Origin of the sequence: Motilimonas eburnea (assembly GCF_021295345.1) — a bacterium.
Taxonomy (GTDB): domain Bacteria; phylum Pseudomonadota; class Gammaproteobacteria; order Enterobacterales; family CBDFNC01; genus Motilimonas; species Motilimonas eburnea.
This window is the reverse complement of sequence record NZ_JAIMJB010000008.1, coordinates 182,498-201,655: the sequence shown is the minus strand read 5'-3', so window position 1 is coordinate 201,655 and position 19,158 is coordinate 182,498. Positions and strand designations below refer to the sequence as shown.

Sequence of the window (19,158 nt, the reverse complement as noted above, 5' to 3'; positions counted from 1 at the left end):
TTGATTTGTACTACGGCTTTGATCTGGCATTAGCATTTACCCAGCCGTGCACATAGGTGAATTTTAGGCAAAAGAAAGCTCCCACTCTTACGAACCGAAATTCTGGAGGAAGCCATTGATACTATACATCTTTAGCATTCTCAATTTAGATTCAACTGTTATGTAAATTGCGTGGTCAAAATTAAGGTGAATACCCTGACTGCGTGATAAGGGATAAGCCAATGGTGAGTAGCACATCAGTCGCCAGTTCTAACTGGAAATGATAGTTTTCAGCCCCTAAAAATAACAAAAGCCCCTATATATGAGGGGCTTCCGCCGAATTAAACAATTGATTAACTCGGTATTCAGAACGTCTTTACCGCGCATCGGCTTGACCTAGTTGAACTAGGTAACGGAGTGTCATGCTAACGCATGTCTGCTGCACTCTTTAATCTAAGCAAACGGAAATGTTTAGCTTAATTGTTAAGTATAAGCTTTTGGTCCAGCTTAGCGATACCGATTTTTTGTGCACCACCTTCACCATTTTGCGCTGATGGATTGTTATCGCCAGTTGTAATGTAGGTTGCATGTAGCTTAAGAACATCATATCCAAGTATTAGCAATTCAATAATAACAACGTATCTCTCAATCATTGGAAAAAGACCTATCCCGAGACCTAAAAAGCACTAAGATAGGTAACTGATATTTTAGCGATTTAAAGGTATTGGGATGTTCGAATGTGGGAATCTTCAATTTTCAATTATTACCCCAGGTCTAATCGACAGTTACCACCAACATGGCAAATCAAAAAGCTACCGAGAGCACTTCTATAAGCTCACGGTAAATAAAAATGTGACTCGTTTGGACATATTGCAACCTAGCTCTCACAGGGCAACGCTACTCAACACCACACATGATGTCAGTGCAGAATCTGAATTATCTAATGCCATCAACATGCATAGTGCTTTCCTAGCTGGCGATTGGGTTACCAGCGTCGAGTTAGGGGCAATAATCACGGTAAACCTAAAAGGGGGTGTAAAACTCACCACAGCGAATAGCATTGATGGACCCGTATGGACAATCGGGCATGCAATGCTGCCTGTGAAGAATTACCCTGACATCGACTCTTTGGAGAACTTCTTCTGCCTGAAAGAGCATGTACCCGATGTTAATGTGAGCGGGATTTCACCCAATTACCTAAATCAACTTATATCGGTAGGTTACACTGATGATCTTAATTTTTCAGTGAAGTCGAAGCTAGGCCGTCAATTTAAATTTAACTATAGCCCTTGCTGGGGCTCGATCTTGGTTGACGAAACGACCGAACCTCACGTGAGTTTTGAAAGAGAAGATCGAAATTTTTCGAGTTTGTTCTACGTCGAAACGTTGCAAGACGCGAATAAACTCGGAGAATTGTTCAAATTTGAAGCCTGGGAAGCATTACTCAACCAATTTGGTGCCAGATGGGATTGTGACGATAGACTGTTAGTGTTACCACGGGTAACAAATAGCTTAGATTTAACCCTTTCACTCTCAAACAACCCTGATGATAGAGGATTTTGGCTAGATCCTGCATGGCATAGTGAAGCAGGCTATGGCTCAAGAAAGGTCAAAGTTAACAGAGAGCCTTTGAGACTTGGAAATGTTACCTTCTCAGAAGCCGTAGAACTGGCCAATAAACATCTGACACACCCTAAAACCCCCAAGTTTAAAACACTGCAATGGGCAATAATTCGTGTGCTTGCTACCCCAGATCGCAGTTGGACTCTTTCAGAGCATGACGCGAGCCTCGTGTGGAATGGCAAGTTCTTAACGGTTGAGTTTTGCGGGCTAAACAACTACCCACATGCCATTCAAATCTGCAGTGACGAAAGCTTCGACCAAGAATTACATGATGCATGGGCTAAACATTCTGGGGAGCTTGAACAGCCGGTGATATAGGGGCAATGCTACTTTAACATGGGCAACAAGTTGACCACCCAGCGTACACAAACGCGTTGATGACTGAGGAACACAATTCAGATGTTAAGAAATTTAGGCGACTTTCCGAATAGAAACGCCGTTGAATATGCAACCATCACTGTCAGTGTGAAAAATGCGTTATTGCCGAGCAACTTGAGATCTGATCACTGGGAACATGTTGACATCCTCCCCTCCGTAAACGAAGGGATTCCCGTTAGGGGGTTAACTTGTTGCCAAGTTAACAGGTTCCTGCTTCACAGTTCGGAGCCTAAACAACACTGCGGTTGTTCGGGGCTTACCTAAACTCCACAGGCTAAGAGGGCTTGCCCAGCCCCTTTAATGTTTATCGCGGCATTGGTATCGCGGTCTAACTTGCTTTCGCAAGATGGACAAACCCAATGCCTCACATGTAAAGGTAGAGAATCAACAACGTGACCACAGCAATGGCACCGCTTACTGGACGGATACCACTTGTCGATTTGGACAAGCGTTCGCCCGAACCAGTCAGCCTTATAGGTCAACTGACGGACGAACTCGCCCCAGTTAGCGTCACTGATTGCTTTAGCCAGCTTCGGATTCTTGACCATATTCTTCACGCTCAACGATTCACAGCTAATCACTTGGTTTTCGTTTATCAGCTTGGTGGTGAGCTTATGGGTAAAGTCGCGCCTGCAGTCGCCAATCTTTACCTGTATTTTGGCAACGCGAAGTTTAGCTTTACGGAAGTTGGCAGAGCCTTTCTTTTTTTTAGCGAGGCGCTTTTGTGCCTTAGCCAATTTTGTAGCGTATTTCGCTGTATGGCGAGGATTGCCGGACTTAAACCCATCGGAAGTGATGGCGATATCAGTCAACCCCAAATCTATGCCAACGGTTTTATTTACCACGGGCAGCGGTTTAGGCTCGAAACGACAAAGAAGGGAAACGAACCAGCGCCCAGCGCAATCTTTGCTGATAGTGATGGTAGTCGGGTCGCTAGGCAGCTCCCGGCTCCACTTGATGTTAAGTGGCTCCTTACTCTTGGCGACGTAAACCTTACTGTCTTTGTAATTAAAACCAGACTTGGTGAACTCAGCGCTTTGATGGCCGCGCTTCTTCTTAAAGGTCGGATATTTAGCGCGTCCTTTGAAGAAGTTAGCAAACGCGGTTTGCTGATGTCGCAGCGATTGCTGCAAAGGAACGCAAGAAACATCGTTCAACCAGCTGAACTCAGGTTGCTTTTTCAACTCGGTAAGCTTGGAGCTGGCGGAATTGTAGTTGATGGATTCTCCGTCTTTGTAGTAGGCGTCAGTACGCCACTTGAGAATAGAGTTATAAACTACACGGACACAACCAAACGTCTGGCCAAGCAGCGATGCTTGCTCAGGTGTTGGGTAGAAGCGGTATTTATAAGCTCTCTCTTTCATACTTCAAAATTGTACGCTCATTCTTGTGAGCGTCAATCTAAGCGGTTTAAAAGTAGCTCTTCGAGCTACCCGCTATCCCTCCCAGCCCTAAAAGGACTGGGTTTCTCGCGGAGAAAACGATGTAAACTCAGTGTTTCACCTTCCGGGCGATTACGAGGGAAAAGGATCTATCTTGATTCAACAGATCTGGCTGAACAATTTGCCAGTTACCTCCACCGACTGATCAGTAAACGAAAATATAAGTCAAACTATTCCTTGGAGGTCGTAGTTGAAACATCTACCCATGGCAAGACAATTACTCGTTGGAGAACAGAAGACTCTCAAAAAGTTAGGGAAGTTTTGCAACGAAAAGTAAGCGTACCATGCTGACCCAACTACAATTTAGCATCAGTCACTGCTCCCCCATTAAACGGGCCACTCATTGGAATAGTGGTCAACAAACATTCGAGGCGAAAGACTAATGGCATACCAGATAAAAAAGGTTTACCACCCTGATAGTAGTAAAGCTTATCCTACTGAGAAGGTATTATTGCGATCGGAAAAGGATCTGTTTGAATTACGCCGTAAACTTAATCCTGAAGCTGGAGAAGAGATATTGCTTTGTGCTGTTTGCTACCAACGCTTAAGGTTAGTGGGGAATACAAATCAAACATTTTATTTTCGTCACTTCAAAGATTCAGAGGACTGCCCTGAAAAAGTCGGCTCTGGACTAACAATAGATGAAATTAACCGCATAAAATATAATGGCCAGAAGGAAGGCAGAGCACACCGTGAAAACAAAGCACTCCTCGCAGAGATTTTAGGCTATGATCCTTCTTTCATTCCTGATTCAGTCGTGACTGAGAAAACCTTCCGCGATGAGAATCCCACTACTGGGATTGCACGCTACCCCCGAAGACCAGATGTAACCGCAAGGCACCGGTTCACTCAAAGACGAATCGCCTTCGAGTTGCAAGTTTCAACAACATACCTCGATGTTGTCATACAACGGGAGAATTACTACAAAGAAGCCGGTGAATTTATCCTTTGGGTTTTCTTGGAGTTTAATAAGTGTCGCTTCACTGAACTAGATATCTTCTACGGCAACCGGTGCAATGCTTTTGTCTTGGATGACGACGCCAAGAACGCAAGCCGAGAGCTCAGTAAGTTAATTTTGACCTGTTATTACTTCACTTACTCGGTTCGCCACGTTGAAGGCCGTTGGATTGTTGATGAGCACCTTTCCAATCAGCTTGTCTCTATTGAGGAGCTAACCTTTGATCAAGAAACCGGTAAGTTGTTCTATCGAGACTGTGATGCCTTAAAGCTTGAGGCAGAAACAACCGCTAAAGCAGAAAACGCCGAGCTTCATGCAATAAAATTGAGGAAAAAACGCGTTGAAGAGGTGAAACAGAAACTCGAAAAGCGTAAGAACAGGCAAAAGGAGCAAAAAAAAGGACTCAATGATCAAATGGCCGAAAAGTTAAGAAAAATAGGCAGACTTAAAAGCTTACGGTGCCATAAATGCGGTAATGAAGATAGTTTTCGCTCTCAAGCTTGTTTCATTTACTGCAAAAAATGCAACGAAAGTATAAACTATTGAATATAAATAATATATTGTCATCATAATCCCTTGAGCTGTAGCCTATTGACATAAAGGAGCCAGCAATGCCTCTAAGGGCTATTTTAGAAACGCAATCGATACAATCCTTCAACCTCGATCATGAAGAATGGATCAACTTAAAAGCGTCATACAAGAACCAATCGCTTTTAATGCCATGCTGTCAGGCTAAAGCCGTCCCAAAGACCAGTAAGCTAGGTACCCAATACTTTGCACATCTAAGAAAGGGTGACTGCACTGAGAACCAAGAAACGAAAGAGCATCTTTATTTAAAATTCCTGATTGCAAAGATCGCACAAGAGTATGGTTGGTCGGTTACGACTGAACACGCTGGCCAAACCAAAGACGGTGAACAATGGATCGCAGATGTGTTTTGCCAAAAAGGTACCTCCAAACTCGCTTTTGAAGTGCAATGGTCTCACCAAACCAACGGAGAGTACCTGAGACGCACCGAAAAATACGCTAATTCGGGGGTAAGGTGTGCTTGGTTATTTCGACTTTCTGGTAGAAAAAGCATTTCCGATAGCAGCTTTATTGAAGCTGAGCGTTTACCTTACTTCGGCTTTAAACATAAAGATGGGCAGTTCATAATCGCCCGATACGAAACCCCAGTTGATGAGTTCATCCGGGGAATGCTCACTCGAAAGCTGGCTTGGCTCCCTAAGCCCAACCAACAAATGCTTGCTCATGTATCCTACATAGAAGAAAAATGCTGGAAGTGTAAGCAATTCACAAATGTTGTGACTTCCGTTGTGTTACATGACACCGATGGCCAGCCAATATCACATCAAAATTTCACAGATGAAGCGGTAGCACAGTGGGTCGCCAATCACATACCAAAGCAAACACTTTCAAGCCATGGTATTGGAGTGATAAAAGAGCGTTTTAGCAAAAAACAGGGAGGTGCCTACATTTCTAACGGTTGTATTCACTGCGACGCCCTGCAAGGTAATTTTTACCAGTTTAAGTATTTCGACGAAGAAGAGAGGTACTTGGTTATTGATTGGACATTTTCACCAGAAGCTCTCCCTGTTAAGGGCAAATGGTTTTTCAATGGTAAACCTGGGCTATCATTCTATTAGTTAGGTACGAGCTAGGAGCAAAGGAATGCAATCACAAAAGTTAGCTTGGCTGGTGGATGAGAACGATCAACAGCTTAGCCAAAAATATGTCATTGAGAGCGACGATGATTTCAATACGGTGGAGCGAGAGGCCTATACCTTCACAGAAACACAACAACTGCCTGTAGGTATCCGGTTAAAAGGCTTTGGCGTTTATCACTACCATTGCATTCTGGGCCTGTGTACCTCGATGTTCCTCTATGACAGCAAAAAGCTTCGCTTTCGTGATAGTTATATCCAGTCAATCCATGACCGGCACAACGGCGAAGGTGTCAGGGTGTGGCATTAGACCAACAAAGCGATGGCAACCGCTAGCAGAAGTGCGCCACTGGGCCAATGACTCGGAAGCAGAGCAATACCCACGGCTAAACAAATGATGCCAACCAAACAATGCCCTATGCTAGTTTCGCTTTCTGTATATTGCATGCGAACTCCTTAAATTAGTTACAATCAAATGATTTGTATCACCAATACAAGGTACTATGAGCTGCATAGGCCGCTACTGGGTTTAATAATAAGGCAAGATAAGAATGGGGCTTTTACGAACACTAGAAGCAATGATCGCTCAGAACTCGGGCTCTCAAATGAAAATGGTGTGTGGTTATATGGCCATCAGTCAGTTTTAAGTTGGCAACAAGTTAACCCCTAACAGGAATCCCCTTCGTTTACGAAGGAGAGGGTGTCAATTGTAGGGAACTCAGCAATGTTGTTGCCGCCTGTATAAAACACTTCACTGACATTCTCGCAGCGAAATCTAGTCCAGAATCGCACTTAGCATAGCCAGTGCTTCATCTACAATTTCACTCGGTGCAGCTTCTACCTTTTTCGCCTTACGAGCGTTTAAGTCAATGGAGCGAATCCCGTTAACCAATACCACGCCTTGCGTCTCGGTTCCTGCTCCCATCAAGGTGATTGAAAAACCTTTAAATCTTGAGTAGTTACCGCCTTGTGTGATTGGAGCAATCAGTGTTAGCCCTAAGCGGTTAAATGCCTTTGGCGATATAACCAGACAAGGACGCATTTCACCTTGCATTTCGTTGCCAGCGGTAGGGTTAAGACAGGCTCTTACAATATCACCTCGTTCATATACAGCCATTTAAATCTCTTTTCCTACTGATTGCGCATTATTCCACTCGGTTAATTCTTCTGGCATTGGTGCGGAATCGTCACATTGCGCCAGTAAATCAGCCAGTTTATAGCGTGGCTTTGATTTAACGGGACACATAACAAACTTACCATCCTCAACGGTCATATTCATTTTGTCGCCAGTATCAGCGTTTAATTCATCAAGCAACTTCTTAGGAATAACGACTCCTTTTGAGTTGCCTATATTTCTAATTGAAGTTTCCATAGCGCCCTCTCGCTTGTTGCAACTTGTTATAACAAGTGTACGCCAAACATTGCAAGTGTCAACATGTTATAACAATTCGGTATTACCAGTAATATGCTGCCGATATAGTGACTCCTTAGGTGGGGATAACGGTTGCGATTTTCAAGATAAGCACAACATTTAGTGATATTTTTTCTCTTAGACACTACATGGTGTGATACAAGACCCGTGCTTTAGCACGGGCGGGTGTGGAATGGTGGGGATGCTATTTGAACTCGATATCAGCCTCTTTGTGTACTTGATATGGTTGGCCGCAGCTATCACACACAAATTCGCCGCCAGCTGGATTTCCAACAAAACCTGATTCAAGTGACCCGCAATGGGGACATATCACTTCCACATCTGCGGTGAGCATATAGTTTTGTACTTTCACGAAGCACCTCCACGTCTTATTTTTTCGTTATTTCCACTAGCGGCTTAACAACTTCTCCAAAAAGATACAGGCATAAAAACTGATACAGAATCCGAAAAACAGCATTGATACTTTTGAATCAAAAGCAAATAACGCAATGCCTCCAATGACCCAGCACGCAAAAGCAGCCATTTCGAGCCAACTCAACGAGTTCAGTTTGGTTGGTTTCGCCTCCGGCTCGGCCAAATCTCGCTCAAGCTCTTGAGTTGACTTTCTTCGTTGGAGGATGTTTTGCAGCCCCAGCCCTAATGCAATCAACACAGAAATAGCGAGGATATTATCTTGTATAAATTGTAACCAATCCATGATGACGCTCCTTTCAAATAGAATGACTGAGCTAGTGGAAAGTTTAACTCAGCTTTGATTATTGCCTACTTTGCCTTCTCAGCGTTTAGATGCCTGTTGCGCGATGGCTAGCTCAGCCTTAACTTCAGCAATTTTTTGTAATGCAGCATCCAGTTGCCTCTCTTGCTCTTCGTCATCACACCAGTAAAGATAGATGAGGTGTTCAAAGCGGTTAACTTTTTCAAAATTAGTCTCAAAAAACGTGGTTGGACAGAGTTCGGCAGTTTGAGCTAACTCTGTGTAGTCATCTGACCCTATTTTGGGCAAACCAAAAGCCAAAACCAACACGGTAATAAAAACAGCCGCTATCATGCATGCAGCTTTGTCAACGTTATACATAATCCATCTCCAATTGAATGATTAGACTACTGACCGCCGCGAATGTATCGCTCACGTATCGACCAATATAGGTATGCGGCCAGATAACTAATCGCTATCCCTATCAAGGTCACCAGCCAAAATTGTGGCCGCAAGTCCACAGCAAACAGCAGTATGGACAGCAAAAAACAGGCAATCGGTGTCGCTATAGCGCCAATCAATACAGCTGGATGACAATCACTAATCCAATTCCTCATGAACAATTCCTTGCTTTCAAATAAGCTTATTTTATATGCCATTCAGAGCCCCAAATTGCATTCCAAGGGGTAATTTGGGGCTGGTGGTGAGATTAATGGGATTTATTGCTCAGTAAAGGCTAACAACGGCCAAGAATACGCTCCGAGATAATTTTCATTTCTCACCCTGAATGTTGTTGTGCCAACCGGCGTCCTTTATCAGTTAATGACAAAAGGTATGATTCGTAGGGGCGGGTTAATAAGCCAAGTGTTAGACCGCGATCTACAATGCGAAACGCGTTGCCATAACTGAGCTGAAGATTACGCTGGATAGCAGAGATACCAAAGCTGGGAGTAAATTGTAACTGCACAAGTGCCAGCGTCAGCAGTTCTTGATCGGTTAACACCTTGCCCGTGGCACACTCGCTGTTAGACTCACCCATGTATTCCCCCTTATTAGCTATAGAATAACGGGATTTTTTCACTGAATTTTGCACTTCAAGGCTTAATTTGGGGGGTGAAATGCAAAAGGATAATCTTTAGGCTAATTGTGCTGATTAAATCAGTGAATTGGATAGACTTGCGAACAAAATCAAATAACCAAGTTATACGTCGCTTTAATTCGTTTCATGGCCACATCCTATTTACGCGCCTGTTGCACGGTGGCTAGTTCATCCTTAATTTCAGCAATTTTTTGTAACTCAGCAGCACGCTTAATCTCTTGCGCTTCGTCATCACACTGGAAAGAGTAGATGAAGTACTCAAAGTGGTTAACTTTTTCAAAATTACCTTCACTAAACGTGGTTGGACAGCGTTCAGCACTTTGAGCTAACTCTGCGTACTTATCTAACCGTATTTGAGGTAAACCCAAAGCCAAAACAAACACGGTAATAAAAACCGCCGCCACCATGCAAAAAAATTTGTCAGGGCCTGACATAATCACATCTCCAATTGAATGATTAGACTACTGACCGCCGCGAATAAAACGCTCGCGTATCGACCAATGTAGGTACGAGGCCAGATAGCTAATCGCTATCCCTATCAAGGTCACCAGCCAAAATTGTGGCCGCAAGTCCACAGCAAACAGCAGTATGGACAGCAAAAAACAGGCAATCGGTGTCGCTATAGCGCCAATCAATACAGCTGGATGACAATCACTAATCCAATTCCTCATGAACAATTCCTTGCTTTCAAATAAGCTTATTTTATATGCCATTCAGAGCCCCAAATTGCATTCCAAGGGGTAATTTGGGGCTGGTAGTGAAATTACCTGAATTACTAAAAGGAGCTACCGAATTAGTTGCTGGCTACCGTGAGAATTCGTGAGAAGATCAGCTTGCTTAAACGCTTCCTTCTCAGCCGCTGATCGAAAGTAGTTATCCAAATTCAACTGTTTTAAAAACCCCTTCACAAGCATGACTGCGGCGGTGAGGACACTAGGAAATAGCATTAACGTAGACAGGGTATCGGGCGACAAACCAAATTTTGCTAGCGCAATACTATCATTGAATAAACTAGGCACGGTATTTGCCCCAACCAACAGGAACACAGCCGTAATAATTGAATAATACAAGTCACTCAATGCTCGATCTCGCAAAATATCTTCCATTTCCTTTCGCGATAAACTGCGTTTAATGCACGCGGGGGCGGGGGCGGGGCTAGTTTTTAAACTATTGGATTCAGCTATGGTCTGCAGCAATGTGAACTCAGCCGAGTTCACTTCTAAAGCCAAGTAACTGCCATCCCAGAACACCAAACCAACTTTTCCAACCCCTTCGTCGGGACTACCGGTACTGATAGCACCAAACATCGCGCCATAAATCACGCCGTCTAGCACAGAGTCCTCGCCACTGGATGCATCAAAAAGCCCCCCAGCTATCGCGCCTGTCAGCATATTGTTCCGTAACTTTAAGGCGTGAGCGGCCTTCTTGCGCGCAGCATCATCCTTGACGCACTCATAAGTCGTCAGCCCTTGGAGCTGGTTTAAATCCCAAGTAGCTATCTTTGAGGTTAAGCTCGTTACATTAACTCGGTCCTGAGTGATCCATGTACCTGAGATAGAGAGGTTTTGGTTATTAGCAATATTTTTCATTTTTCACCCTGAATGTTGTTGTGCCAACCTGCGCCCCTTGTCAGTTAATGACAAAAGGTATGATTCGTAGGGGCGGGTTAATAAGCCAAGAGTTAGGCCCCGATCTGCAATGCGAAACGCGTTGCCATAACTGAGCTGAAGATTACGCTGGATAGCAGAGATACCAAAGCTGGGAGTAAATTGTAACTGCACAAGTGCCAACGTCAGCAATTCTTGATCGGTTAATACCTTGGCCGTGGCACACTCGTTAGGCTCACACATACCCATCTCCCCTTAATCGCTTTAGCAATAGAATAACGGGATTTTTTCACCTATTTTTGCACTTCAAGGCGTAATTTGGGGGGTGAAATGCAAAAGGATAATCTTTAGGCTAATTGTGCTGATTAAATCAGTGAATTGGATAGACTTGCGAACAAAATCAAATAACCTAGTTATTAAATGCTCTTAACAATTCATTTGCCAAGTTAGCAATGTCAGCATTAATCAATTTTCTATTCGCATTGCCAGCTTTAAGCCTTACGTCACATGGCTCTATCACCCAAATTAAAGCGCCATTTTTTGGGTGGAAATAGCCTGTCAGCCGATAGTTATAAAAGGACTTCCAAGTTCTGAAGTTTTCAATCACTCGATTAATTTCTTTGGCTAAATCAACACTTGCATAGAAAAGCACATACGGTTTAACAGGCTCGCGTTGGATAAACCAACTAAACCAACTTTTTGGCTTTATATGACCCTCACAGCTTGCTAATGGGTTACAACCTATGCTTTGCAGTGCATTAGTCAAAGGAAGTATCCCAGGTTCGATTATTCCCCTACAAACCGCTGTTAGATAATCTGGATGATTTTTCGACTCAATGTGCTCCATCACTCACCTTTGATAAGAACTTCCCCACATAAAAACCAATGGCTGCACCAATAACAAATGGGAAATACAGAAGCATCGCGTCAAGATCATCATTGCCTGTGCCCCCGACATTCTTTAATAGAAAAAACAGCGTAATAACGCTTAAAACTGTGGAAAAAACACCCGTAAAAACTGCTTTTTTAGTTACCATTTTCTAAACCTCTCATTACTTGCCCCTTTATCTACATATTCCCAAACCTTACGGAAATCATTTGAAAGAGGGTTGAACTCACATCTTCCGTAACCCGTAGAAGAGTTGGTAACTACCTTTAAATGCTCAAGCACTTCATCAACAGCTTTTGACCATTGCGATAATCTCGTCAACTCTGATTCTGGCAATGCAGATAAGCGATTCTCAAGCTTTTTCAGCCCATCACACAGATCATTACCTACCACAATTGGTAGCCAATTCTGCGAAAGAATGAAATCTGTAGCAGGAATCATATCTAGATCACCCGCATCACTTGCATCCTCCACTTCTTCAAGAAGGGAGCCATTACGTGCTATGCAAACCCAGATACCTTTGCTGTAGCGGTCATCCCAAGAGCGCAACACAAAACCGTGTTTAGTCATTAATTCATTAATCCTGAAAAATTCCATGGTTAAACTCCATTTTTGGCGCCAAAAATCATGCTTGCCAACCTTAATTAATGCACTGGTAAAGTCGCATAAACTTCATCGTCCGAGCAATCTTCATCAACAAAAATAGATGCTGATGAAAGAGCAAAAACCACTTCGCTGTAGCAAGCAGAATCTTCAGCTTCCTGATCAAATATCTCTTTGTTTTTTTTGCTCATAACAATCCTGAACGGTGGCTCTCCACCTTCGTCAACAGCATCCGAGATCGATTTAAGTACGGCACCTAATACAGTGTAATGCTTCCTCATTTTCCCCCTCCGATATTCCAACGTGTAATCCAACACTAATTCATTGCTTGCAAATCCAGCAATAGTGCTTTCATTGCCTCATCTTTGTTCTTGTGGCCAGATCGGTGCTTATCACACGTTTTAACAATGCCTGTTGGCAAGTGTTCGACTTTTACACCGCTTGGCATGTAGCCTGTGTGCATACCGCCATTTGGCTTTGGTATTTCTGGCCAGCAAGTGATTTTTAGATCACTAGGCGCTATCTTTTCCATATTGCCCCTTCATAATTGCATCTAACTCGGCTGCGCTAATCTCACCATCAAAAAAACGAGAGTCACCGCCAATTTCCAAGTCTTTATATGCATCAGCGACAATAGCAGCGCTCCCATATCGTTTTTCTAATTCAACAAAGATTGCCTGACCAGTTTCACTCACTTCACTTAAGAGCTTTAAATGCTTATTCCTAAGCGCAGTAAGCTGTCTATTCGTTAGTTCTCCAGACATGCTTTCCCCTAACCGATATTCCAACGTGTTTTCCAATATGGTGTTAATTCTACCTTACAGCCCTAAATGTGTTCTGGCTCTCCAAAAACTTCTACATAACGATCTCTGTCTCTAGATAAAACAAATTGCTTAACTTGATTTTCGTTATCTTCTTCAATTGAAATATCAAATAGTTGATTAACAGATAAAATGATGTAATTTCCAGATTTAGTTTTAAATATGTAAAGACGCCTAATTGAACGAAGACTTCCAATGCTTTCCCTCGGAAGTTCTTCTTTATAAATCAAGTGACACTCTTTTGGATGAAAAGTTTTGCCATTTAAAAAATATTCATCAGATAAAATTTCATCTTCTATTTCTTGTGTGAATTTGAATGAAAATGTATCCCTGATGAATGCAAAGTAATAGATTGTCCCTAAAGCTAATAACAATAATAATTCCCACATGCAATATTCCTACTAGTTTTTCCAACGCGATTTTCCAATCTAAAATAAAGGACGCAAAGCCCCTGAAAACAGCTTCAACCTCCTACCTGTTTTTTAACGTGATTTTGCCAATAAAAACCCCTGTGGCAACAATCGACTTCATCAAGAAAATCAATGTCGTCTATATCCTCGACAAGATTTAAGTGTGAGCATTCATCGCCTAAATCTTTTACACAATGCTCGGGTTGAAGCGATAGATCATACTCAAGCAAACTTTGATAAGACCCTATGGTTTTCCCGCCTTTTTCAATCTCGCTGACGACGTAATGCTGATTTATCTCGCCAAAATCAACAATCTCCGTTGTTAATTTATTAACAGTGTAAGTTGACATAACGTGTCCCCCTCTGTTTTTGATATTCCAATCTAAAATTTTTTCCAACTGAACAGCTATTGATACGATCATTCAAGTGCCTTCTTAGGTGAAACGAAGCAATTAAAGATGCTAGCAACGCTCACGAAAGCCGCTAGTGAGAGTGGCAGCAAAACAGAAGGCTGAAACAAACTAAAATTCCCGGATTGCAGTGTGTTCACCTCGGCATTTGTCCAAGCGAGCAAACTGAATAGCCCGATGCAAAATACACAATGGAGCCGCTTGCATTTACCGTGTTGTAGCACTAACACAAACGGCACAAGGCTCAACAACTGAAGCAAGGATACCGTTGAAGTAGGAAATAAGCGTTCTGACGTCGACACCAACAATAGCCAGTCCAATACTTGAAAAATTGTAACTAACGCAAGTCCTAAATAGGCTCCAATAAGCGTTTCTGAACTGCTATTTAATGCGCAATCATGCCCTTGCTTTGCAGTCATACTTACACCTCTTGATTTATGTCTCACCAAGGAGAACTTGATATAGGGATTTTGAATCTATCGCACTCAATGAGAGGTGCTACCGCCTATTTGTCACAGCACACCTATAAACCGTTAGATAATCGTTCCAGAAATAGATAGGTTTTGGTAACTGACAATATTCTCTCTGACCTTGCCGAGCCTTTCAGGGCAGGCAGTTGGTCTATAGTGGCCAATATCAATAATCATGAGAGGCAAGGGCTTAATATATCCCGCCTTCATAGGCTGAATTATTCCGTTGAGATGACCAAGCATGCCCCTTGAAATGCGAGACAAGCCGAAAGGTGGCCAATATGGATTAACCATAATGCAAGCAGGGGGTGTCTCTAAGCGATGAACCTCTGAGAAGGTCTGGAGCAAAGTAGATTTAGCGTTCATGGGGCGTCCTGTATGCTGTTGGGCAATTCTTCTGCGCACGTAAGTCATTGGCAAAATGTGATTATGAGCTCGGATAACTCAGCTGAAAATCCAACCTCTAGTTAAGCCATTTTACCAAGCTCAAACGCATAATATTTTCACTGTGAGGGCTAATTTGGGGTTTGAAATGAAATCCACGCGGGAAAGGTCTTAGGGTAGCGGTAGAGGTTAGGCGACCAAAATGTCGAGTAGCTCAGTTAAAATGAAGATTTCAAGCCATGTTGCAACAACACAGCTTCTCGCCACTTAACAGCAAGCTTAATAGCGGCATCTTCGCCTCTCCTTAACGTCGCGTACCGTTTAATCTTACCTGCGGCGGTGACACTGATGGTGCAGTATTGGCGTTCTTCACCAGTACCTAAAACCACCTTTTTAATAACGCGTGTGATGCCAGGAGGCAAATCACTATGCTTTTTATCGGAGTGGTTTACCTTTACCAAACGTTTGTTATTGTTTGGATTCTGATAAGGGTCTCTGCCAATTTGACGACACAACTCATCCCTTCTGGCCACGGCCGCGTCTAACTGGCTAATGTGAAAGTTTTCTTGAGGAAAAGAGGGGACTCGCACCATCACAGTGGAGCCACCAGCGATCGACAAATAATATCCCAAAACACCCTCCAACTCGGAACTTAAGAAATCACCTACCGCGATTTTAACAATTCGAACAATCAATGTTTGAGTGAAGCGCAGTATATCCAAGCAAAGTCACCAATATTTTCATTAACAAGCCCAAAACACTCCCCGTATTGCAACAATTACTGAATTGGATTTGCTGTAATACCTAATCAATGCTTGGAAAAAATAGGATAAGAAATGAAACCCGTTAATATCGAAGGGGTTGAGTATCGAAGCATACGCAGTGCCGCCATCGCTCACAAAATCCCGCCAATCAAAGTCAGAAAAAGATTAAAAGCGGGCTGGACTATAGAGCAAGCATTAGAGCTACCCGGACACCCCAAAAGTCTCTACAATGCCAAGTTAACGCGGGTCGGAGAGACCGTATTTAGCACCTTTTCAGCGGCATGTCGTCATTTTGGTGTGGAGCCTAGAATAGCCAAAGAGCGTGTTAATAAGTTAGGCTGGAGCGTTGAAGAAGCGCTTGAGCTCGTTTTCAGAGCTGGCAGACCCCACAGGACGCCTGTTGTCATATTCGGACAGAAATACCCTTCGCAAAATGAAGCCGCAAGGGTATTTGGTGTTAACATACACACCTATCGCAATCGCATTGCTAGTGGATTGACACCGCAACAAGCCTTAACCGGCGACTATGTTAAAAAGCGTATCCCTCCGAATTCAATCCCTTTCTTCTTTCACGACGAACTTTACCCCACTTTTGCCTATCTCGTTGAAGTGCAGGGTGATGAAGACCAGAAAAATAACTCTTATTGGCAGCAAGATATAGCGCGCTCTATGTCTTCGTACCGGCTGTTGTGCGGTCAAACAAACTATTCGATAGCTCAAATATGCAAAGCATTCCCTAGCCTCGAACGACCCAAATATCGATCTGATTGGCCAACCTTTGTCAGCCAGTTAACTTCCTTGAAACAATACAATCCAAGTTGGTTTTTTGATTTCAGTGAAGCATTTGAAGGTGTGCTCGCTTGAAAAATGGCGAGCACTAAGTCACTTCAAGCAATCTTTTTTCTTTGGTAACCAATTAACTATCGGATCATCTGCAGCCAATGACCAATCAAGGCTATCGGCTCTTTTGTTCCAGCTCATTTGGCCGCTGGCATGTTGAGCACTGACGATTTCATTTTCCGGGCATGTCCCGTTAATGTTGGCGACCCAAGCGCTGTTCACAATGGCCAGCTTTTGCTTTTTTTCGATTTCTTTAAGCATTTCCTTTCTTTTTTCCCAGTACGCTTTAACACAGCAGATGCCACCGAACCAAACAACAAAAATTTCAATTGTTAACAAGAAGCGCGTGAGAGGATCGAAAAACAACCCAGCAGCAGTAAACGCCGAACTCAGAAGTTGATAGAAGAGAAACCCGCCAAAGGCAATCGAAGAATAATAAACAAGTTTGCCAGACCGACGGATAAAAATGGATGGTGCTTTAAGGTACTTTTTCATAGCTATAGTCCAGAAAAATCAATTTGAGCAATTAGCATACCTTGGAAGCGCGCCCCAAATTTTCAGCGCGATGATTATTTTGGGGGTTGAAATGAAGTCAGGTGTTTATATCAAGTATTGCGGGCACAAAAAGACCACATATAGACCAAATTTGACCCACCCAATTAACACTGATACTATTAAAGAGCCCCAACGAAAACCTGCGAACATTGATAACGAAAAAGAGATTTGATATGCGAATAGAAACAATTAGTTACCTAAAAAAGAATGCAGCAACATTGGATCTTGATGAGCCAATGACAATCACACAAAATGGCAAACCAGCTTACGTCATCGAGTCATATCAAGAAAGAAAGAAGCGTGAAGAAGCCATCGCGCTACTGAAGTTAATTTCATTTTCCGAAAGTGATGATAGACATAATCGAGTGTTATCAAGTGAAACTTTCAAGGACAAGTTAGCCAAAAGAAAGGCGTTGCTAAAAGGTGATAACGATGAAGCAAATACCCCAAGTTGAGTACACAGCAACTTTCCACCAATTAGCGAACCAACTGATTGATTATCAAGCTGAGTGTCTAGGTGAGATCCAAGCCATAGATAACGTGCAAAAAACAATTAACAGCTTTGAAGCCCTTGTCAAAGAGGATCCGCTGGCACCGCCTATTTCGACAGCGTTATTAGCTCTGGGCATCCAATCAATAAGAGAGCATAAAGCCAACGGTCTCCGCTTATTTTATCAAGTAATCGACAATGAAAATGTTTCTATACAATGCAGAGTCATTGCTTCACAACAACAAAATATTGAAAAGCAATTGCTAAACCATTGTATTTTAAATAAATAAAATCTAGTAAAAGTAAGCTCAAACAACAATAAACCGTATAGCGTTGCCACTTTTTTACAATCACATTTGGTTTTGGGTAGCGCCCGCCTTACTGCTGGCGGGTGCGATGACGAAGAGGTTCAGCTGACAGTAAAGCGGTTATTGGAGTCTTTGTCTTCAATAGTGAAGTGGCCCCAGTTCTCTCGCATATTGCCCTTCTTCATATAGGAGATATCACTTAAACCAAAGGTCAGGGTACCATCACTATTGATGTCAACAATCCACTGTCTGGCCCGGTCATCCACCGGCCCGCCCTGTTTGGTCGAGATATAATAATGATTGCCATGGTTAAGGCAGAGCTGCAGTGCTGTTGCGCCCATAAAGCATGGCGTACTCCCATTATCTTCAATCATTATTCCCCACTTAGGGCGATCAGTGTTGTCGGGGTTGGACAAATTAACAAACTTAAACTTGTAACTGTCGGTTGTCGGTGCTTTATCCAGTTTTTTCCACCCTAGCAGATAGTAGGAGCCGCTGTAGGTATCCCCATAATGACTATCACCACTGTAAGCTTTTTTCTTATCTTTGGTGTCCCAGTAGAGATAGCGACCAGATTTATTGGATTGTAGGATGGTCACTGGAGTATTGGCCATAATAGGCGCGATATTGGTGGGATAATGTTTAGCATTATCCCCAATGAAGGTCTTATAAGCTTCAGAGCACGACGTGACATTCTTGTTTATCTCTGCATAAAGCGTGTGCCAGTCCTTGTCATCGTCACATAGAGCCGGATAAATGGTGTGGAATGACTGAATGTTGCGAGCGGCCTCAATTAAGACGGTATAACCTTCCTGGCATTGCTCAAGCGCATACATATACTTGCCGATCCGTTCGCTTAATGGTTCAGATATTTCCTTGTGGTGTTTATTGAACTGGGTGATATAGCTTCTGGAATTTTCCAAGCAACTTTCGAAGCACTTAAAGATATTCTCAAAATAATCTCTGGCGCGGTTGGCGGGGAGAGTCTGGTTATCTTCAACTGATTGGTTGATGGCGGTCGCTAACAGCTTAAATTCAGCTTTGGCATTAATCACGGCTTGCTGAATATCATTTTTATCCAGTGCGCTGATAATGACGCCAAACATGTTATCCAGTTTCTGGTTGGCCTCATCCAGCTTTCTATTCACCTCATCAAACGGATCGGGTGCGGTCAGGGCAAGAATGGCATTGAGCGGAGCAAGGACTTCGGCAAAGCCGGGTACCGGAACTTCCTGTAAGACGCTCAGAACACCCTCGACATCAATCTGGATATCATGGTCTTCGCTAAGTGTTTGTGGTGTCACGGCTATATTCATCTAATATCCTTTTTGTTAATAA

General features: G+C 43.0%; 33 protein-coding genes. 7 read left to right on the top strand and 26 right to left on the bottom strand.

Annotated elements, in window-relative coordinates:
- Positions 1-455: 455 nt before the first annotated feature.
- A complete protein-coding gene (locus K6Y21_RS10380; RefSeq protein WP_233071774.1) occupies positions 456-632 on the bottom strand; it encodes a hypothetical protein in 177 nt (58 codons plus the stop codon).
- A gap of 76 nt (positions 633-708) precedes the next feature.
- Between K6Y21_RS10380 and K6Y21_RS10375 the strand changes: the two genes are divergently transcribed.
- Complete coding sequence (locus K6Y21_RS10375) at positions 709-1,920, top strand: hypothetical protein (RefSeq protein ID WP_233071773.1); 1,212 nt, start codon at positions 709-711, stop codon at positions 1,918-1,920.
- A 320-nt stretch (positions 1,921-2,240) separates the two neighbouring features.
- Here the strand turns inward: K6Y21_RS10375 and K6Y21_RS10370 are convergent, their stop codons facing one another.
- Positions 2,241-3,344, bottom strand: coding sequence for an RNA-guided endonuclease InsQ/TnpB family protein (locus tag K6Y21_RS10370; RefSeq protein ID WP_233071772.1), 1,104 nt, complete (start codon positions 3,342-3,344; stop codon positions 2,241-2,243).
- 460 nt (positions 3,345-3,804) lie between these two features.
- Here K6Y21_RS10370 and K6Y21_RS10365 point away from each other — a divergent pair, with 460 nt between their 5' ends.
- The 3 genes from K6Y21_RS10365 (at position 3,805) to K6Y21_RS10355 (ending at position 6,354) form a co-directional block, all read left to right on the top strand.
- Positions 3,805-4,926 carry a DUF6035 family protein gene (locus K6Y21_RS10365; protein WP_233071771.1) on the top strand — a complete coding sequence of 374 codons (1,122 nt, stop codon included), beginning with the start codon at positions 3,805-3,807 and terminating at the stop codon, positions 4,924-4,926.
- 65 nt (positions 4,927-4,991) lie between these two features.
- The gene (locus tag K6Y21_RS10360) at positions 4,992-6,026 is read left to right on the top strand and encodes a competence protein CoiA (protein WP_233071770.1); all 1,035 of its coding nucleotides are present in this window, start codon (positions 4,992-4,994) and stop codon (positions 6,024-6,026) included.
- Positions 6,027-6,051: 25 nt separating this feature from the next.
- Entirely contained in the window at positions 6,052-6,354 is a 303-nt protein-coding gene (locus tag K6Y21_RS10355; protein ID WP_233071769.1) for a hypothetical protein, read from the top strand.
- On the opposite strand, the gene K6Y21_RS10350 is transcribed toward K6Y21_RS10355, so the two are convergent.
- The 22 genes from K6Y21_RS10350 to K6Y21_RS10245 all read right to left on the bottom strand — a co-directional run bounded on the left by K6Y21_RS10350 (position 6,351) and on the right by K6Y21_RS10245 (position 15,585).
- Entirely contained in the window at positions 6,351-6,491 is a 141-nt protein-coding gene (locus K6Y21_RS10350) for a hypothetical protein (RefSeq protein ID WP_233071768.1), read from the bottom strand. The genes K6Y21_RS10355 and K6Y21_RS10350 overlap by 4 nt on opposite strands.
- 328 nt (positions 6,492-6,819) lie before the next feature.
- Positions 6,820-7,161 (bottom strand): type II toxin-antitoxin system ChpB family toxin, encoded by a 342-nt coding sequence (locus tag K6Y21_RS10345; protein ID WP_233071767.1) that lies wholly within the window; start codon positions 7,159-7,161, stop codon positions 6,820-6,822.
- Positions 7,162-7,416, bottom strand: a complete 255-nt coding sequence (locus K6Y21_RS10340; protein WP_233071766.1) for an AbrB/MazE/SpoVT family DNA-binding domain-containing protein — start codon at positions 7,414-7,416, stop codon at positions 7,162-7,164.
- Between the two features lie 244 nt (positions 7,417-7,660).
- A complete protein-coding gene (locus tag K6Y21_RS10335) occupies positions 7,661-7,828 on the bottom strand; it encodes a hypothetical protein (protein ID WP_233071765.1) in 168 nt (55 codons plus the stop codon).
- Between the two features lie 36 nt (positions 7,829-7,864).
- A complete protein-coding gene (locus K6Y21_RS10330; RefSeq protein WP_233071764.1) occupies positions 7,865-8,173 on the bottom strand; it encodes a hypothetical protein in 309 nt (102 codons plus the stop codon).
- A gap of 78 nt (positions 8,174-8,251) precedes the next feature.
- Positions 8,252-8,551, bottom strand: a complete 300-nt coding sequence (locus K6Y21_RS10325; protein ID WP_233071763.1) for a hypothetical protein — start codon at positions 8,549-8,551, stop codon at positions 8,252-8,254.
- Between the two features lie 26 nt (positions 8,552-8,577).
- Positions 8,578-8,787, bottom strand: a complete 210-nt coding sequence (locus tag K6Y21_RS10320) for a hypothetical protein (protein WP_233071762.1) — start codon at positions 8,785-8,787, stop codon at positions 8,578-8,580.
- A 161-nt stretch (positions 8,788-8,948) separates the two neighbouring features.
- Positions 8,949-9,209: a helix-turn-helix domain-containing protein gene (locus tag K6Y21_RS10315; RefSeq protein WP_233071761.1), complete on the bottom strand. Its 261-nt coding sequence runs from the start codon at positions 9,207-9,209 to the stop codon at positions 8,949-8,951.
- A gap of 197 nt (positions 9,210-9,406) precedes the next feature.
- On the bottom strand, positions 9,407-9,703 hold the full coding sequence (locus tag K6Y21_RS10310) for a hypothetical protein (RefSeq protein WP_233071760.1): 297 nt from the start codon (positions 9,701-9,703) through the stop codon (positions 9,407-9,409).
- 27 nt (positions 9,704-9,730) lie between these two features.
- Positions 9,731-9,940 carry a hypothetical protein gene (locus tag K6Y21_RS10305; protein WP_233071759.1) on the bottom strand — a complete coding sequence of 70 codons (210 nt, stop codon included), beginning with the start codon at positions 9,938-9,940 and terminating at the stop codon, positions 9,731-9,733.
- Between the two features lie 114 nt (positions 9,941-10,054).
- Positions 10,055-10,858: a hypothetical protein gene (locus tag K6Y21_RS10300; RefSeq protein ID WP_233071758.1), complete on the bottom strand. Its 804-nt coding sequence runs from the start codon at positions 10,856-10,858 to the stop codon at positions 10,055-10,057.
- 3 nt (positions 10,859-10,861) lie between these two features.
- Entirely contained in the window at positions 10,862-11,119 is a 258-nt protein-coding gene (locus K6Y21_RS10295; RefSeq protein ID WP_233071757.1) for a helix-turn-helix domain-containing protein, read from the bottom strand.
- Positions 11,120-11,285: 166 nt separating this feature from the next.
- Entirely contained in the window at positions 11,286-11,723 is a 438-nt protein-coding gene (locus tag K6Y21_RS10290; protein WP_233071756.1) for a hypothetical protein, read from the bottom strand.
- Positions 11,710-11,913: a hypothetical protein gene (locus K6Y21_RS10285; RefSeq protein ID WP_233071755.1), complete on the bottom strand. Its 204-nt coding sequence runs from the start codon at positions 11,911-11,913 to the stop codon at positions 11,710-11,712. The genes K6Y21_RS10290 and K6Y21_RS10285 overlap by 14 nt, the downstream gene beginning before the upstream one ends.
- A complete protein-coding gene (locus K6Y21_RS10280; protein ID WP_233071754.1) occupies positions 11,907-12,362 on the bottom strand; it encodes a hypothetical protein in 456 nt (151 codons plus the stop codon). Before K6Y21_RS10280 ends, K6Y21_RS10285 begins: the two co-directional genes overlap by 7 nt.
- 47 nt (positions 12,363-12,409) lie before the next feature.
- Positions 12,410-12,649: a hypothetical protein gene (locus tag K6Y21_RS10275; protein WP_233071753.1), complete on the bottom strand. Its 240-nt coding sequence runs from the start codon at positions 12,647-12,649 to the stop codon at positions 12,410-12,412.
- A 35-nt stretch (positions 12,650-12,684) separates the two neighbouring features.
- Positions 12,685-12,900 (bottom strand): peptide chain release factor-like protein, encoded by a 216-nt coding sequence (locus K6Y21_RS10270; RefSeq protein WP_233071786.1) that lies wholly within the window; start codon positions 12,898-12,900, stop codon positions 12,685-12,687.
- Positions 12,881-13,132: a hypothetical protein gene (locus tag K6Y21_RS10265; RefSeq protein ID WP_233071752.1), complete on the bottom strand. Its 252-nt coding sequence runs from the start codon at positions 13,130-13,132 to the stop codon at positions 12,881-12,883. The genes K6Y21_RS10270 and K6Y21_RS10265 overlap by 20 nt, the downstream gene beginning before the upstream one ends.
- A gap of 62 nt (positions 13,133-13,194) precedes the next feature.
- Positions 13,195-13,578 carry a hypothetical protein gene (locus tag K6Y21_RS10260; protein ID WP_233071751.1) on the bottom strand — a complete coding sequence of 128 codons (384 nt, stop codon included), beginning with the start codon at positions 13,576-13,578 and terminating at the stop codon, positions 13,195-13,197.
- Between the two features lie 74 nt (positions 13,579-13,652).
- Positions 13,653-14,021: a hypothetical protein gene (locus K6Y21_RS10255; RefSeq protein ID WP_233071750.1), complete on the bottom strand. Its 369-nt coding sequence runs from the start codon at positions 14,019-14,021 to the stop codon at positions 13,653-13,655.
- A gap of 521 nt (positions 14,022-14,542) precedes the next feature.
- Positions 14,543-14,845 (bottom strand): hypothetical protein, encoded by a 303-nt coding sequence (locus K6Y21_RS10250; protein WP_233071749.1) that lies wholly within the window; start codon positions 14,843-14,845, stop codon positions 14,543-14,545.
- A gap of 236 nt (positions 14,846-15,081) precedes the next feature.
- Positions 15,082-15,585, bottom strand: a complete 504-nt coding sequence (locus K6Y21_RS10245; protein ID WP_233071748.1) for a hypothetical protein — start codon at positions 15,583-15,585, stop codon at positions 15,082-15,084.
- Positions 15,586-15,699: 114 nt separating this feature from the next.
- Between K6Y21_RS10245 and K6Y21_RS10240 the strand changes: the two genes are divergently transcribed.
- The gene (locus K6Y21_RS10240) at positions 15,700-16,491 is read left to right on the top strand and encodes a hypothetical protein (protein ID WP_233071747.1); all 792 of its coding nucleotides are present in this window, start codon (positions 15,700-15,702) and stop codon (positions 16,489-16,491) included.
- 18 nt (positions 16,492-16,509) lie between these two features.
- Here K6Y21_RS10240 and K6Y21_RS10235 read toward each other — a convergent pair whose 3' ends face one another.
- Positions 16,510-16,962: a hypothetical protein gene (locus K6Y21_RS10235; RefSeq protein ID WP_233071746.1), complete on the bottom strand. Its 453-nt coding sequence runs from the start codon at positions 16,960-16,962 to the stop codon at positions 16,510-16,512.
- Positions 16,963-17,195: 233 nt separating this feature from the next.
- On the opposite strand from K6Y21_RS10235, the gene K6Y21_RS10230 reads away from it, so the two are divergent.
- Both K6Y21_RS10230 and K6Y21_RS10225 read left to right on the top strand, forming a co-directional pair.
- Positions 17,196-17,477, top strand: a complete 282-nt coding sequence (locus K6Y21_RS10230; protein WP_233071745.1) for a type II toxin-antitoxin system Phd/YefM family antitoxin — start codon at positions 17,196-17,198, stop codon at positions 17,475-17,477.
- A complete protein-coding gene (locus K6Y21_RS10225) occupies positions 17,455-17,802 on the top strand; it encodes a hypothetical protein (protein WP_233071744.1) in 348 nt (115 codons plus the stop codon). Before K6Y21_RS10230 ends, K6Y21_RS10225 begins: the two co-directional genes overlap by 23 nt.
- A gap of 119 nt (positions 17,803-17,921) precedes the next feature.
- On the opposite strand, the gene K6Y21_RS10220 is transcribed toward K6Y21_RS10225, so the two are convergent.
- Complete coding sequence (locus tag K6Y21_RS10220) at positions 17,922-19,136, bottom strand: hypothetical protein (protein ID WP_233071743.1); 1,215 nt, start codon at positions 19,134-19,136, stop codon at positions 17,922-17,924.
- Positions 19,137-19,158 lie beyond the last annotated feature (22 nt).